At 43.6% G+C, this 15,302-nt stretch carries 12 protein-coding genes and 1 tRNA gene; 7 read left to right on the plus strand and 6 right to left on the minus strand.

The window, feature by feature from the left end:
• The first annotated feature begins 54 nt into the window (after positions 1 to 54).
• On the plus strand, positions 55 to 4,527 hold the full coding sequence (gene dnaE, locus HMPREF1551_RS04660; RefSeq protein WP_021627896.1) for a DNA polymerase III subunit alpha: 4,473 nt from the start codon (positions 55 to 57) through the stop codon (positions 4,525 to 4,527).
• 155 nt (positions 4,528 to 4,682) lie between these two features.
• A complete protein-coding gene (locus HMPREF1551_RS04665) occupies positions 4,683 to 5,150 on the plus strand; it encodes a DUF805 domain-containing protein (RefSeq protein ID WP_021627898.1) in 468 nt (155 codons plus the stop codon).
• 2 nt (positions 5,151 to 5,152) lie between these two features.
• On the opposite strand, the gene HMPREF1551_RS04670 is transcribed toward HMPREF1551_RS04665, so the two are convergent.
• Together HMPREF1551_RS04670 and HMPREF1551_RS04675 are read right to left on the minus strand one after the other, a co-directional pair.
• Entirely contained in the window at positions 5,153 to 6,439 is a 1,287-nt protein-coding gene (locus HMPREF1551_RS04670; protein WP_021627899.1) for a glycosyltransferase, read from the minus strand.
• Between the two features lie 22 nt (positions 6,440 to 6,461).
• Positions 6,462 to 7,379, minus strand: a complete 918-nt coding sequence (locus HMPREF1551_RS04675; protein ID WP_021627900.1) for a UDP-3-O-(3-hydroxymyristoyl)glucosamine N-acyltransferase — start codon at positions 7,377 to 7,379, stop codon at positions 6,462 to 6,464.
• Between the two features lie 170 nt (positions 7,380 to 7,549).
• On the opposite strand from HMPREF1551_RS04675, the gene HMPREF1551_RS04680 reads away from it, so the two are divergent.
• The 5 genes from HMPREF1551_RS04680 to HMPREF1551_RS04700 all read left to right on the plus strand — a co-directional run bounded on the left by HMPREF1551_RS04680 (position 7,550) and on the right by HMPREF1551_RS04700 (position 12,493).
• The gene (locus tag HMPREF1551_RS04680; protein WP_021627901.1) at positions 7,550 to 8,308 is read left to right on the plus strand and encodes a cell division protein FtsQ/DivIB; all 759 of its coding nucleotides are present in this window, start codon (positions 7,550 to 7,552) and stop codon (positions 8,306 to 8,308) included.
• A 66-nt stretch (positions 8,309 to 8,374) separates the two neighbouring features.
• Positions 8,375 to 9,796, plus strand: coding sequence for a cell division protein FtsA (ftsA, locus tag HMPREF1551_RS04685; RefSeq protein WP_021627902.1), 1,422 nt, complete (start codon positions 8,375 to 8,377; stop codon positions 9,794 to 9,796).
• Between the two features lie 146 nt (positions 9,797 to 9,942).
• Positions 9,943 to 10,788, plus strand: coding sequence for a mechanosensitive ion channel family protein (locus tag HMPREF1551_RS04690; protein ID WP_021627903.1), 846 nt, complete (start codon positions 9,943 to 9,945; stop codon positions 10,786 to 10,788).
• Positions 10,789 to 10,807: 19 nt separating this feature from the next.
• Entirely contained in the window at positions 10,808 to 11,830 is a 1,023-nt protein-coding gene (galE, locus tag HMPREF1551_RS04695) for a UDP-glucose 4-epimerase GalE (protein ID WP_021627904.1), read from the plus strand.
• An 18-nt stretch (positions 11,831 to 11,848) separates the two neighbouring features.
• Complete coding sequence (locus tag HMPREF1551_RS04700; protein WP_021627905.1) at positions 11,849 to 12,493, plus strand: rhodanese-like domain-containing protein; 645 nt, start codon at positions 11,849 to 11,851, stop codon at positions 12,491 to 12,493.
• Positions 12,494 to 12,522: 29 nt separating this feature from the next.
• Here HMPREF1551_RS04700 and HMPREF1551_RS04705 read toward each other — a convergent pair whose 3' ends face one another.
• The 4 genes from HMPREF1551_RS04705 to HMPREF1551_RS04720 all read right to left on the minus strand — a co-directional run bounded on the left by HMPREF1551_RS04705 (position 12,523) and on the right by HMPREF1551_RS04720 (position 15,198).
• Complete coding sequence (locus tag HMPREF1551_RS04705) at positions 12,523 to 13,038, minus strand: hypothetical protein (RefSeq protein WP_021627906.1); 516 nt, start codon at positions 13,036 to 13,038, stop codon at positions 12,523 to 12,525.
• 28 nt (positions 13,039 to 13,066) lie between these two features.
• Positions 13,067 to 13,139: transfer RNA gene (locus HMPREF1551_RS04710), tRNA-Pro, on the minus strand.
• A 147-nt stretch (positions 13,140 to 13,286) separates the two neighbouring features.
• A complete protein-coding gene (gene glyA / locus HMPREF1551_RS04715; protein ID WP_021627907.1) occupies positions 13,287 to 14,561 on the minus strand; it encodes a serine hydroxymethyltransferase in 1,275 nt (424 codons plus the stop codon).
• Positions 14,562 to 14,637: 76 nt separating this feature from the next.
• Entirely contained in the window at positions 14,638 to 15,198 is a 561-nt protein-coding gene (locus HMPREF1551_RS04720) for an L-threonylcarbamoyladenylate synthase (protein ID WP_021627908.1), read from the minus strand.
• Positions 15,199 to 15,302: the final 104 nt, after the last annotated feature.

The raw sequence follows: 15,302 nt of genomic DNA on the forward strand, positions 1-15,302 counted from the left end.
TATGATTCAAAAAAAATAAACTACTTTTGTTTTTGAATCTTATTCCCTTTTCCTATGTATTTAATCTTTGATACTGAAACAACTGGACTTCCCCGCAACTATAATGCGCCCCTTTCCGACAGTGCCAACTGGCCGCGAGCGGTACAAATCGCTTGGCAACTACACGATGCCCAAGGTACTTTAGTAGAGCATAAGGACTTCCTAATCACTCCGGATGATTTTACCATCCCCTACGATGCGGAGCGTATCCATGGTATTTCTACTGAACTAGCTATAAGCCAAGGGGTTAGTATCCAAAAAGTATTCGAAGAATTTGAAAAAGCACTAAGCAAAACCCAATATATAGTAGGGCAGAATATCGGCTTTGATATCAACATCATGGGGGCGGAGTACTACCGCTATGGAGTAGCTACCCGCCTGGGAGAACTACCCGTCTTGGACACTTGTACCGAAATCACCGCCGAGCTTTGCCGTATAGAAGGCGGCAAGGGAGGTAAGTTCAAATACCCCAGCCTAACCGAGCTCCACCTCTTCCTCTTTGGCGTACCCTTTGCCGAAGCCCACAATGCTACGGCCGACGTAGAGGCTACCGCTCGCTGCTTCTTTGAGCTCATTCGCCGAGGGGAAGGCTTCTCCTCAGCGCAGCTCTCTGCTGAGGCTATGGCACTTATCCAAGAGAAATATACCGCTCCCGTAGCTCTTTGGGGATTACAGCATATCAACCTGAAGGCCGCCTCTGAAAAGCTCAAAAGCAAAGAACAAACAGCAGCCCTTACCGATACCCAATTGGCAGAAAACCTTGCCTTACTCGAGACAGCTCCTTTTGCTCATCTGCACAACCATACCCAATTTTCAGTCTTGCAATCCACGGCCTCTATTACTGATTTGATCCAGGCCACTGCCAAGGGACAAATGCCCGCTGTGGCACTAACAGACCATGGTAATATGATGGGAGCTTTCCAATTTGTCAAAGAGGTGTCTAAGTATAACAAAGATGCTAAAGCTAAAAACGCCAAAGCCCAAGAAGAAGGCTTGCCCACTCCCCTACCCATTATCAAACCTATTATAGGTTGTGAGTTCTATATCTGTGAAAACCACTTGGACAGAAGCAAAAAGGACAATGGCTATCAAGTAGTCATGCTCGCCAAGGACAAGAAAGGCTATCAGAACCTTATCAAAATGGCTTCTATTGCCTATACAGAGGGCTTCTACTACGTACCTCGTATTGATAAAAAAGTAGTCGAGCAGTATAAGGAAAATATCATTGTTCTTTCAGGAAACCTATATGGTGAAATCCCTTCTAAGGTACTCAACCAAGGTGAAAAACAAGCTGAAGAGGCACTCCTATGGTGGAAGGAACGCTTCAAAGAGGATCTTTATATAGAACTCAACAGGCATGGCCAAGAAGATGAAGACCGTGCCAATATGATACTTATCCAATTGGCACAAAAACACGGAGTCAAACTGGTCGCAACCAACAATACCTACTACATCAGTCCTCAAGATGCCAACGCACATGATATTTTGCTCTGTGTAAAAGACGGAGAAAAGCAAGCCACCCCTATCGGCCATGGGCGCGGCTTCCGCTATGGACTGCCCAATGAGCAATATTACTTCAAGTCTGCTCAACAGATGAAGGAATTGTTTCAGGACATTCCCCAGGCCATTCTCTCTATTGAGGAGATTATAAACAAAATAGAACCCTACGAGTTGGCACGCGATATCCTTTTGCCTAAGTTCGACATTCCCAAGGAGTTCCAAGTGGAAGATGATCCTACTGGAAAAAAGGGAGAGAACAAATACCTCCGCCACCTCACTTATTTAGGAGCCGAAAAGCGCTATGAGGAGCTCACCGAAGAGGTACGCGAACGTCTTGATTTTGAGCTTTCTATCATTGAGAAAACCGGCTACCCTGGCTACTTTCTTATCGTGGAGGACTTCATTACTGCCGCACGCAATATGGACGTATCAGTAGGCCCCGGACGTGGTTCCGCTGCCGGCTCGGCTGTGGCTTATTGCTTGGGAATTACCAATATAGATCCTATCAAATACGATTTGCTTTTTGAGCGTTTCCTTAACCCTGATCGTGTGAGCATGCCCGATATTGATATTGATTTCGAGGATGATGGCCGTGGCCGTGTCTTGGACTATGTGATTGAGAAATATGGGGCAAACCAAGTGGCACAGATCATCACCTATGGTACTATGGCCGCTAAGTCCTCCGTACGCGATACAGCTCGTGTATTGGACTTGCCTCTGAAGGAAGCCGACCAAATTGCTAAACTCATTCCTAATATTTCCCTTAAAAAGATTTTTAGCCTCAGCGATGACGATCTGAAAGAAAAAGTAGGTAGTGACTTACCTAAAGTACAGCAACTTAAGGAGATAGCCCAAGGCAATGACCTCTCGGCCAAGACCGTCCAGCAGGCCCGTATTCTGGAGGGGTCGGTGCGCAACACAGGGGTACATGCCTGCGGGGTTATCATCACCCCCGACGATATTACCAACTTTGTTCCTGTGGCCTTGGCCAAGGACTCCGATCTCTTTATCACCCAGTTCGACAACTCTGTGGTGGAAAGTGCTGGCCTGTTGAAGATGGACTTCTTAGGACTGAAGACCCTTACCATCCTCAAGGATACGGTAGCACTTATCCAAAAACGACATGGTTTTGAATTGGATATCGAGCATATCCCCTTGGATGACGAGCCTACTTATGCCCTTTTCCAGCGAGGAGAGACTATCGGAGTCTTCCAATACGAGTCCCTTGGGATGCAAAAACATATGCGTAATCTCAAGCCTACCGTTTTTGCTGACCTTATCGCCATGAATGCCCTTTACCGACCAGGGCCAATGGACTATATCCCCAGCTTTATCCATCGCAAGCATGGCATAGAGCCCATTACCTACGATCTTCCCGATATGGAGGAATATCTCAAGGATACCTATGGGATTACCGTATACCAAGAGCAGGTTATGCTCCTTTCCCAGAAATTGGCAGGATTCACCAAGGGTGAAGCCGATAAGCTGAGAAAAGCCATGGGAAAAAAACTCAAAGATGTCTTGGCCGAGATGAAACCTAAGTTTATCGAAGGAGGAGGTAAAAAGGGACACCCTGCCGATACCTTGGAGAAGATTTGGAAAGACTGGGAGGCCTTTGCCAGCTATGCTTTTAACAAATCACACTCCACCTGCTACGCCTGGGTTGCCTACCAAACTGCCTACCTCAAGGCCAACTACCCTGCCGAATACATGGCTGCGGTACTCTCGAACAATATGAACGACATCAAGTCCATCAGTTTCTTCCTATCTGAGTGTAACCGTATGGGTATCAAGGTACTCAGCCCCGATGTGAACGAATCCGAGTATAAGTTTACCGTTAATAAAGAGGGAGCAATTCGCTTTGGTATGGGAGCCATCAAGGGACTGGGCAAGGCGGCAGTGGATACCATCGTAAAGACCCGAGAGAAAGGGCCTTACAAGTCCGTTTTCGATATGGCCAAGCGTATAGACCTCAAGTCTGCCAATAAGAAAGCCTTCGAGAGTCTCGCCTTAGCGGGAGGATTTGACTCCTTCCCAGGGGTGCATCGTGCCCAATTCTTCCATCAAAGCCCCTCAGAGAATATGAACTTCTTAGAGAAGATCATTCGCTATGGTGCTAAGTCACAGGAGAGTACCCACTCCATACAGCTAAGCCTCTTTGGTGATAGTCCCGAAGTACAAATCCCTGAGCCCAAAATGCCCGATGCCGAACCCTGGAACTCCTTAGAGGAACTCCGTCGGGAAAAGGATGTCGTCGGGATCTATATCTCCCGACACCCTTTAGATATGTTCAAGTACCAATTGGACTATTTGTGCAACCGAAAAGCAGCCGAATTCACCAAAGACTTCGAAGGTATGGAGAACCAAGATATACGTTTTGGAGGCATGATCGTCAAGATGGAACACCTCACCAGCAAAAATGGTAAGGGCTGGGGATCTTTCACCATAGAAGACTATAGCGGTACGGCCGAATTTCGTATTTTTGGAGAAGAATACCTAAAATTCCGTCCATTCCTCTCTGAAAAACAGTTTGTATTCATCAAAGCCCATATCAAGGGTGGCTATACCACCCCAGATGGACGTACCTTTGGCCCCAAAATTATCTTTAACCATATCGGCTTCTTAGAAGATGCCCTACAAGAGAATATCGATAAGCTACAAATGGCTGTAGAACTTCCCCAAATAAACTCCGAAAACCTAATTTTTTTTAAAGATCTCTCCCATAAGTTCAAGGGAAACACCCCTCTTAACTTCCTAATCATAGGAAAAGGGAAAGACCAAAGAAGAGAGATAGAACTCCCTATGAACAATCACGGATCTAAGGTCAAGATCTGTAAGGAGCTATTCGACAGTCTTTCCCATAGCTCCTTCACCTACCGGCTGAACAATGAAACCCGCTGGCTAAACCTTGACACAGAGGAAACCTCCGTCTCTGGTACCGAGTCCGAAGAAATGATAGATGTATTGGAAGAGATTGAGATTGATTAACAGCCATTGGAAATTTAACTCCTTTACACGCCTATATACCTATAGTCGTGCCTACCATTACAATCCTCATTGTAGGGGGCTAAAGCAGTGCACTACCGAACTGGAAAAATTAACTCTAAGAGAGGCTAAAGAGATAGGAAGAAAACTATGTGGTTATGAGGACTAAATTAGAGAATTCCCTACTTTGGTTTCGCAGCTTTTTTTCTTTCTCTGGACGTATAGGTAGGAAAGCATACGGCCTAAGCCTGATGGTATGTGTCTTCTTAAGTATCCTTATCCTTGTAAGTATCCTCCAAACGAAAGGAAATACGGCCTTTTTAGCCTTTCTATATATCCCTATCATAGGGTTGGTTTTGGCACAAGGGGCTAAGCGTTGTCATGACTTGGGTAATAGTGGCTGGTTCCAGTGGATTCCTTTTTACTATCTCATTATGCTCTTGAAGGAGGGTACAAAAGAGCTTAATCACTACGGGGTATCTCCTAAAGATAAGCACACTGAAAGGGATCCTTCCTACGACAATACATCTGATTCGGGTACTGAGGCTTCTCAACATCAGAAAACAGCGTCTTCTCACAGTAAATACAATAAGGATTATAGAAAAAATTACAGTAGAAAATACTAATTTTATTTCTCCAAGATCACTTCACTAAGTCTTTGGGTGAGTGTTTTCCTATGATAAGCTTCGAGGGAAACAGGTTGGGTCTGGAGCTGTTGCGCCTTGTAAAAGGTATAGTAATGGGTAAGGGCTTGCTTAATGCCTTGGGTATCGGTCAGGGAAAAAGTAAGGCCCGTGTGGGTTTGAGTGATAATGTCCTTCACATCCCAATTTTGGTAGCCTAAGGCAAGGATGGGTCGCTGAGAGGCCATGTATTCAAAGAGCTTACCTGGGATAATGCCTTCCGTCTTGGGATGGTTGATTTCCAAGAGGAGCAACAATTGGGACTGCCGTTGTAGGGCAAGTGCCTCAGCGTGGGAGATGTAACCCTTTAAATCTAAAAATTCGGTAAGCTGCCACTTTTGGAGGCTGTTGAGTACCTCGTCACTTACCTTTCCTGCCAAGCAGAGGCGTAGGTCTCGCCTGAAGTCGGCCTGCTCCTGAGTCATCTCGCTCAAGACCTGCCAAAGAGGTTCAGGATTGCGTTCGGAGAGCAGCGAGCCTATATGAGAAAGCAGAAAATAAGGGGAAAGCGAAGGTGTTTCCGCTGGGAGGTCATCATCATAACCATTGGTAATCAACACTATAGGTCGAGAAGTTTTGGTTTGGAACTCCTTTTGAGTGCTGGGGCTGGTGACAATCAGGGTATCGGCAGCTTGGAGGACAGCACGCTCTAAGGCCAAGTGCTTGCGAGCCGAACGCTGAGTGAGTCTCAGCTGAGAGTGATAGCCAATAGTCGTCCAGGGATCTCTGAAATCAGCGATCCAGCGTAGGGCAGGAAACTGCTCCTTCAGGTGTAGGCCAATCAAATGTAGGCTATGGGGAGGAGCGGTAGTAATAATGGTATCTATCTGATTTTCGGAAAGATACTTTGACAAATACTTGACAGAAGGGCGTACCCATAGCACCCTCGCATCGGGTAAAAAGAGGTTGCCGCGTATCCAAAGTAGGAACTTGTCTAATAAGGAAGGTTTTTTAGTAGGAATAATACCGGCACTTATCTTTTGGGTCTTCTCTTTGGAGAAGAGGGAGGCCAAGGCATAGGGTTCAAAAATTTTAGTCTTCAGTACGGTTAAGTCTTCAGGTACTTCAGCTACCATATGAGGGTCAAGCATAGGATAAGTGGGATTCTGGGGGGTATATATAATCGGTTCTACCCCAAAATCGCGTAGGTATTTGACAAACTTGACCCAGCGCTGTACCCCCGGCCCTCCTGCCGGTGGCCAATAGTAGGTGATAATGAGTACCTTTTTCATATCCTCTATTACAAATTGGGTACTAATGCTTTTCAGTAAGCCCTCTTACAGAAGCCAATTCCTTATATTTCTTGCGAGCTTCTTCGGCTGGGGAACCAAAATAAGTTTGGTTGCCTTCGAGGGACTTAGTTACTCCACTTTGGGCAAGAATTACGGCCTTTTCGCCTATGGTCACTCCACTGGTGATGCCCACTTGCCCCCATAGGGTTACCCTATCCTGGATCACCACACAGCCAGCGATTCCCACTTGGGAGGCAATCAGGCACTCCTGCCCTACTACCGTATCGTGGCCTATGTGTACATGGTTGTCTATCTTAGTGCCACGCCCTATGGTCGTATCGCCGGTGACTCCGCGGTCTATGGTACAGAGCGCCCCTAAGTCCACATGGTCTTCTATCACTACACGTCCTCCGGAAAGGAGTTTGTCGAAGCCTTCAGGACGTTTTTTATAATAAAAAGCATCGGCTCCAAGGGTGGTGCCTGCATGTATGGTCACATGATCCCCTATCTTGCAACCATCGTATATTGTTACATTGGCATGGATAAGACAATGGGCTCCTATCTCCACATGATTTCCTACAAAAGCTCCAGGTTGTATGATGGTATGCACTCCTATTTTAGCCGTAGGAGCTATTAAGGCTGTCGCCCTTTCAAAAGGTTTGAAGAACTGAGTGAGCTTATTGAAATCCCTAAAAGGATCATCAGAAATGAGAAGTGCTTTGCCTTCAGGGCAGTCTACTTCTTTGTTAATCAGCACTATAGTAGCTTTGGACTGTAAGGCCTTATCATAGTATTTGGGGTGGTCTACAAAGACAATATCGCCCGCTTCTACCACATGAATTTCATTCATTCCCAGTACAGGAAAGTCCTTATCTCCTACAAAAGGACAGTTAATAAGGGTGGCTATTTGCTCTAAAGTATAAGGTTGAGGAAACTTCATCTTGATTAAAAATAAGTCGTCGCAAAGATAAAAAAAATATAAATACCTCAATAGTGAATTTTTTCTAAAAAAAAATCAGCGCTTATTTGTTAATAAAAATCGCTTTTTCAATCACCATTTGCGTGCATTTATTACTATCTTTGCCCTACAGATTATATATTATTTCATTGATGAATAATAAAAATAAACCATTATTTATTATCCTCAAAATCAGCTGTATTGTTCTCTTGCCAATACTTTTTTTATCCTTTGCTAATCATCGAAATAATAATCGTAAAGTACAGAAACTCATCATCACCCGCCAGGCTCCCCTGGATAGTATACAGTATATTACCAACGATGCTATTGAGACCCTATTGTTTTCTGTAAAAAATGCCGAAGAATACGCTCTTAAGGAGTTGAAGATGAATTTGTTGGAGAAAAAATTAGATGCAGATCCCATGGTCGAGAATGCGGATATTTATCTCACTATTGATGGAGTACTGAAGGTTATTATCAAGCAACGAGAACCCATAGCAAGGATCATTGACCACAATCAGTTCTACTATATGGATATACAAGGAGTGCATATGCCCCTTTCCAAGGCCACCTCTGCGCGTGTACCTATTGTCCGAGGGCTGAATGAGGCGTTGTGGGAAGATGCCTATCTGATTCTAAAACATATTTATACGGATCCATTTCTAAAAGAAAACATAGTAGAAGTTATCAATAATAAAAAGAATTTCTATGCAAGACTCCGAGGTGCCGATTTTTTGGTTTGTATAGGCAATTCAGAGGATATTTCACTGAAATTCAACAACTTGAAAGCTTTTTACAAGAAAGCATCCAAAGATCATTTCTTGGACAAATACACTAAGGTCGATTTGCAATACAATAATCAGGTCGTCTGTCATAGAACCCCAGAGCCTACAGCTCCTACTCAAGAATAAATATTTAAATATATTCATAAAGGAATAAAAAAACGCACAAAATAACATATCAGATATTATTTAGGAATGAAAACAGAGAATAAGATCAACCAAAGAAAGTACTTTGCTGGGATTGACATAGGTACCACTAAGATTGTTGCCATTATTGGTTGCGAAAACCAATATGGTAAGTTAGAGATTTTAGGCTATGGTATGGCTAAAAGTCAAGGTATTTTCCGTGGTATAGTAGGAAATATAGGCAAAACTATTGATTCTATAGAGCAGGCTGTAGCTCAGGCACAGGCCAAGGCTGGTGTTATCATTTCAGAAGCCTATGTAGGTATTGCAGGACAACATATCAAGAGTAATGAAGCCTCTGACTATATTACCCGTGAGAATCTCGATGAAATTATTGAGGAAAAGGACTTAGAAACGCTCTGCCAATGTGTGCTCAGTAGCAAGAATCGCTACCCTGGCGAAGAGGTAATTCACATACTTCCTCAAGAATATAAGGTTGACAATCAAGAAGATATACATGACCCTATCGGAATGGTAGGCTCTCGCCTAGAGGGTACTTTCCTTATTATCACCGGGCAAGTAGCTCCTATCAGAAATATCCAGCGCTGTATAAGCAAGGCCGGTCTTCTGCTCAAAGGACTTACCTTGGAACCGATAGCCTCCTCTGCCTCTGTATTAAGTGAGGAAGAGAAGGATGCCGGAGTCGCCTTAGTGGATATAGGAGGGGGTACTACCGATTTGGCCATCTTCAAGGAAGGGTATATCCGCTATACCGCAGTGGTGCCTTTCGGTGGAAATATTATTGATAAGGATATTAAGGAAGGCTGTGGCGTGTTCGACAAACAGGCCGAACAACTCAAAATCCGCTTCGGCTCCGCATGGCCTGAATATACCAAAGAAAATGAGGTTATCAATATCCAAATGTTCAAAGGACGTGAGCCACAAGAGATTCAGGTGACCAATTTGGCGCGTATCATTCGCTGTCGTATGGAGGAGATCATTGAGGCTGTCTTCAATGAGATTAAGAACTATGGCTATGACCAACCTCGTAAGAAGCTTATCGCAGGTATCGTACTCACCGGTGGAGGTAGTGAGCTGAAAGACCTTCCCCAATTGGTGGAATACCTCACCGGCCTACCTACCCGCATCGGTCACCCCAACGAACACTTGGCCAGCAACACTCCTGCTGACCTTTCCTCTCCTAAGTTTGCCACCGCTATCGGCTTACTTATAGATGGGATAGAGAGGGAACGCAACGGAGGACAACATATGGATTTTCCTCAGTCCGGAGCTGTGCCTTCCATACCTGAGGAACCCACAGTAGAAGAACCTGTGCACGAGATCATTGAGCCTGTTGCTTCTGAACCTGTTCCTCCTGTGGTAGAACAACCTCAAGAAACTGAAAAAGAGGAAGAGCAGAAGCCTGAAAAAAAGAACATCATAAGGACGATCTCCGATAAGTTCACAGACTTTTTCAAAACCATGGAATAAGCCATCTTGATTTTTATATTACATTAACGTAAAAAAGAGGGATTATATTTGTTATGTACAAATATAATCCTTATTTTTGTAGCTTATTTAATCGCCCCATTTTTTATTCTTGGGGGCAGTTCGAACAAATTTATTTTTCTATCCTTATGGAACAAAAAGATTTTCATTTGACTGATTTTCAGTCTATTTTAGAGAAGTTTATCGACAAAATTATCTCTTTTGTCCCCAGCCTAATAGGGGCTATCATTGTTTTATTCATCGGAGTATGGGTAAGTCGCTTCATCCGAAAGTTCGTCAAACGCCTTATGGTAGCCCGTTCGGTGGATGTGACCATTCAGAACTTCGTCAATGATCTGCTGCGCTGGATACTCTATATTATACTCTTTCTAACTGTTATCCAAAAAGTTGGGGTGCCTGTTTCTTCCTTCTTAGGAGCCTTAGCTGCGGCGGGTGTAGCGATTGGCTTGGCCTTACAAGGATCACTATCCAACTTTGCTGGTGGCATTATGCTCCTCATTCTCAAGCCCTTTCGTATAGGCGATTCTATCGAGGCCAAAGGACATATAGGTACGGTAGAGCGCATCGGGATGTTCTATACCACCCTTATCAAGTTCGGTAACGAACGGGTGATTATCCCCAATGGCCCTTTGTTTTCGGACAATGTAATCAACTATTCTCAAACCCCTACCCGTCGTGACAATATTATTGTTGGGATCAGCTATGGTTCGGATCTCAAAAAAGCGAAGGATATTCTCTATTCACTAATCAAAAGTTGCCCCACTGCCCTTGATGACCCTGCTCCGGTGGTTTATGTAAATGAATTAGCGGATAATTCTGTAAACTTCACCCTAAGGGTATGGTCTAAAACAGAACACTACTGGGACACACACTTCTATCTATTAGAACAAATAAAATTAACCTTCGACAAGGAAGGTATCGAAATTCCTTTCCCTCAGCGAGATGTACATATCATTTCACAAAAGAACGTTTAAATACTAAACAAACAAGAATATGGCAACCATTTTAGTAACCGGTGGACTGGGCTTTATTGGCTCTCACACCGCCGTTGTACTCCTACAAGCGGGTCATGAAGTAATCATCATAGACAACCTCTCCAATGCGTCTATCGAAGTTAAGGATAGAATTGCTCAAATCACCGGAAAAGCGCCTATTTTCGAGCAATTAGACCTTAGAGAAAAGGATAAAGTGCAAGATTTCTTTGCTCGTTATCCTAAAATTGATGGGGTGATCCACTTTGCTGCCTCTAAGGCGGTAGGAGAAAGCGTGGAAAAACCCCTTTTATACTACGAAAATAACATTGCTTCCCTGATCTATATCCTTCAGGAGCTTCAGAAAAGAGAGAATACTGCCTTTATCTTCAGTTCTTCTTGCACTGTATATGGGCAGGCCGATAAGCTCCCCGTAACTGAAGATGCTCCTTTCAAGCAGGCCGAATGCCCTTATGGCAATACCAAGCAAGTCAACGAGGAGATTATCCGTGATACCTGTGCCGTTGTGCCTGGCATCAAAGCCATTTCCTTGCGTTACTTCAATCCTATTGGAGCCCATGCCTCTGCCCTTATTGGAGAGTTGCCCAATGGAGTACCCCAAAACCTGATTCCTTATATCACCCAAACGGCTATCGGCCTAAGAGAATCCCTCTCTGTATATGGAGACGACTACCCTACCCCGGATGGAACTTGCATCCGCGACTATATCCATGTGGTAGATTTGGCCGAAGCACACTTGGCTGCCCTTGAGTACATCCTCGAAGGGAAGATACAAGGCAACTATGAAGTGTTCAATGTAGGTACCGGTAAGGGAAGTTCCGTTTTGGAAGTTATTAAGGCCTTTGAAAAGGTAAGAGGGCAGTCCCTTCCTTATAAGATTGTAGGCCGCCGTGCCGGAGATGTCATCGCTGCCTATGCCGATACGCATAAGGTCAATGAAGTATTGGGCTGGAAGGCTAAGCATTCTCTTGAGGATGCATTGCTTTCGGCTTGGAATTGGGAGCAGAAACTAAGAGCGAAATAATCTTAATTTTTTTATCCTATGAAAATAAATAAACTCCTCTCGCTAATGGCGCTCTCCTTCTCTGGACTCGCCTTAGCGCAAGAGAAATCCCTCTCCACCCTTGTCAATGAGAAGGATGCCTTCTTGGTCGATGTACGTTCTGAAAAAGAATTTGACGAAGGAAGTGCCGCACATGCCGTAAATATTCCTTTGGAAAAAATAGAGAAGGAACTGGCTCAATTCCAAGGAAAGAAGAATATCATCCTCTTCTGTAGGAGTGGCAAACGCTCTGAAGCGGCTAGGAAACTCCTTGCAAAGTACAACATTCAGGCTGTCAATGGAAAAGGAGTTGCTTTCCTCAAGACCTTACAAAAGGAAAACCTCATGGATAGGCTTACCTATCGCACTGATAAGCATGATGCCTTAGTAATCAAAAGTGGTGACGGTATCAAGCAAGTAGCCGTCGCTTTAGGCAAGGGTGCTGTCCTTAGAAAGCATACTACCGATGTTCCTGCTTTCCTTGTGATGGTCAAAGGAGAAGTACGCTTTTTAATCAATGGAGAAGAAGTACTACTAAAGGCCTTGGACACCTATAATATCCCTGCCAATGTAGAGCATGAGCTTATAGGAGTGGAGGATGAAAACCTTTTTATACTCACCAAATCAAAGTATTTTCAAGAGTAAACAAAAAAGCTGCCCGTGGGCAGCTTTTTTTATATTCTTTTGAGTTGTTCTTGCATCATTCTGATTTGATCCTTGAGCATATTCTGTTTATCTAACTTTTTAGCTTGGGTGAGGTACTCTTGGGCTTCTCGTTTACGTCTTTTTTGTAGGGCTATTCCTGCTAAACTCAATCTGGCCATAGCCTCATCATAGCTCATATTCAATCCATATTTGAGTGCTGTCTTGAAGTATTTCTCTGCCTGAGTAAGATTGGTCTGAGAAGAGATAATTCCATATAAGTAATTGTAATAGCCTCTTTGCCTAGGAATAAGAGCTGTTTCAGGATTTTTGATACGATCAAGCCATTTTTTTGTCCCTGCCATATCCTGCTTACGCAGCCTCAAGAAAGCTAAAAGCAAAAATTCATTTCTAAAGAAAAATAATACAGGAACGCCCGCAAGTAGTATGAGAAATATTCCATTACCTATATTTCCCAAGGTAAATTGATAAATAGCATAGCCGAAGATCAGCACTGCTAACGCTATTTTTATGTATCTGTGAAACATTCTTTTATAAAGTAGATTAAAAAAATAGTCGGGATGACTGGACTCGAACCAGCGACCTCACGCACCCCATACGTGAACGCTACCAACTGCGCTACATCCCGAACAAAATTTCATTTTTGCGAGTGCAAAGATACATCTTTTTTTTAAAACAAACAAACTTTTTTTATAATAACTAATGACTTATATTAGTAACTAATGAAAAATGACAAGTGCTTGATTATAAAGCACTTGTCATTTATCTCTTGTCATTAGTAATTAAAGAGTGGTCGCTCTTTCATGAATTGGTTTACTTTTTGGGCAACCGCTTCCAAGAGTTTTTCGTCTTTGGCATTATTAATAACTTCATCTATATAGCCGGCTACCACTTCCATATCAGCTTCTTTAAGGCCTCGTGTGGTAACAGCCGCTGTACCCAAGCGGATACCGCTGGTTACAAATGGACTCTTGTCATCGAAAGGTACCATATTTTTATTGGCTGTAATATCGGCTTTCACAAGAGCGGTTTCGGCTTCCTTACCGCTGATGTTTTTGTTTCTAAGGTCAATAAGCATCAAGTGATTATCGGTACCACCTGAAACAATGTTGTAGCCTTTTTCTACTAAGAGTTGTGCTAACTTCTTAGCATTCTTCTGTACCTGAATAGCATAGTGCAAGAACTCATCAGAGAGGGCTTCTCCAAAAGATACGGCTTTGGCTGCTATCACATGTTCCAAAGGCCCTCCTTGGTTTCCTGGGAATACAGAAAGGTCGATAAGGGAAGACATGGAGCGAATTTCCCCCTTAGGAGTCTTCAGACCGAAAGGATTTTCGAAATCCTTCCCCATCATAATCATCCCCCCTCTTGGCCCACGAAGGGTCTTATGTGTGGTGGTAGTTACAAAATGGCAATGAGGAATAGGATCATTGAGCAATCCCTTAGCAATAAGTCCCGCAGGGTGCGCGATATCGGCCATAAGGAAAGCCCCTACACTGTCGGCTATCTCTCTAAAACGCTTGAAGTCGATATTTCTTGAATAAGCAGAATAACCTGCTACAATCATTTTAGGTTTTTCTTTTTGAGCTATTTCCGCTATCTTGTCATAGTTTAGAAGACCTGTTTCTTTCTCTACACCATAGAATATAGGTTGGTATAGCTTTCCAGAGAAGTTTACAGAAGCTCCATGGGTAAGGTGTCCCCCATGAGAGAGGTCAAAACCTAATATTTTATCCCCAGGGGCAAGGGTAGCCGCATATACAGAAGCATTGGCCTGCGAACCACTATGGGGTTGTACATTCACATATTCAGCACCGAAAAGGGCTTTGGCTCTATCTATAGCCAATTGTTCTACCTGATCTACGATTTGGCAACCTCCATAATAGCGCTTACCTGGGTAGCCTTCGGCATACTTATTAGTAAGTACGGAACCGGCAGCCTCCATCACCTCGGGGCTTACGAAGTTCTCTGAGGCGATCAGTTCTATTCCTCTGAGCTGTCTTTCTTTTTCTTGTTGGATAAGATCAAAAATTTGTTGGTCTCTCTTCATGGAAAATAATGTTTTAAGTGGTGCAAATATAATTCTTTTTTTTCAATAAATTACCTTTTTGTACAAATTTATTTTCTCATCGTCTTATATATACCAGCTGGCCATCTTGCCACATCACCAGCTGAGAGGCTAAGGTAGGAGTCTGATTCTCTTGATGATAAGGCACTACCCAATCCACTGCTTGCTGCACCTTAGGATCTATTTGAGCAAAAGAGGTAGGACTTGGCTGCCCACTTATATTGGCCGAGGTGGAGACAAGCGGTCGCCCGAAAGCCTCTATCAGCTGCTTACAAAAGTCATCCTGCACCACTCGAAAGGCGATGGAATGATCCTCGGCCATCGGAAGATGCGGGTCATATACTTCCGTATAGATGACCGAAGTAGGGCGCTGCTGCTCGCCCAAGAAGGCTACTACTTCCGTTGGTACTTTCACATACTGTGCCAACATCTCATAAGAAGCTACCAAGAGGATAAAGCTCTTGGTAAGTGGCCTTTGCTTAATCTGCTGTATGCGCTCAATGCCCTTTGGAGAATAGGCATCACAGCCCAAGCCCCATATCGTATCGGTTGGGTATAGGATTACTTTCTCCTGCTGAAGATAAGAAAGGGTTTTATCGATTATTTCTTTTAGTTCCATAGCCGCAAAGGTACGATTAATATACGAATTATACCCATCAGATTGGAAAATAATTTGATTTTTTATTAAGAAATCAGCCTTCGTCTCAAAAAAAAATAGTACAT

This window comes from Capnocytophaga sp. oral taxon 863 str. F0517 (assembly GCF_000466425.1).
GTDB lineage: Bacteria > Bacteroidota > Bacteroidia > Flavobacteriales > Flavobacteriaceae > Capnocytophaga.

Bases quoted from the DNA above. Each gene is read 5' to 3' on its own strand.
- dnaE (WP_021627896.1), top strand. From the start codon at position 55: ATGTATTTAATCTTTGATACTGAAACAACTGGACTTCCCCGCAACTAT.
- HMPREF1551_RS04665 (WP_021627898.1), top strand. From the start codon at position 4,683: ATGAGGACTAAATTAGAGAATTCCCTACTTTGGTTTCGCAGCTTTTTT.
- HMPREF1551_RS04670 (WP_021627899.1), bottom strand. From the start codon at position 6,439: ATGAAAAAGGTACTCATTATCACCTACTATTGGCCACCGGCAGGAGGG.
- HMPREF1551_RS04675 (WP_021627900.1), bottom strand. From the start codon at position 7,379: ATGAAGTTTCCTCAACCTTATACTTTAGAGCAAATAGCCACCCTTATT.
- HMPREF1551_RS04680 (WP_021627901.1), top strand. From the start codon at position 7,550: ATGAATAATAAAAATAAACCATTATTTATTATCCTCAAAATCAGCTGT.
- ftsA (WP_021627902.1), top strand. From the start codon at position 8,375: ATGAAAACAGAGAATAAGATCAACCAAAGAAAGTACTTTGCTGGGATT.
- HMPREF1551_RS04690 (WP_021627903.1), top strand. From the start codon at position 9,943: ATGGAACAAAAAGATTTTCATTTGACTGATTTTCAGTCTATTTTAGAG.
- galE (WP_021627904.1), top strand. From the start codon at position 10,808: ATGGCAACCATTTTAGTAACCGGTGGACTGGGCTTTATTGGCTCTCAC.
- HMPREF1551_RS04700 (WP_021627905.1), top strand. From the start codon at position 11,849: ATGAAAATAAATAAACTCCTCTCGCTAATGGCGCTCTCCTTCTCTGGA.
- HMPREF1551_RS04705 (WP_021627906.1), bottom strand. From the start codon at position 13,038: ATGTTTCACAGATACATAAAAATAGCGTTAGCAGTGCTGATCTTCGGC.
- glyA (WP_021627907.1), bottom strand. From the start codon at position 14,561: ATGAAGAGAGACCAACAAATTTTTGATCTTATCCAACAAGAAAAAGAA.
- HMPREF1551_RS04720 (WP_021627908.1), bottom strand. From the start codon at position 15,198: ATGGAACTAAAAGAAATAATCGATAAAACCCTTTCTTATCTTCAGCAG.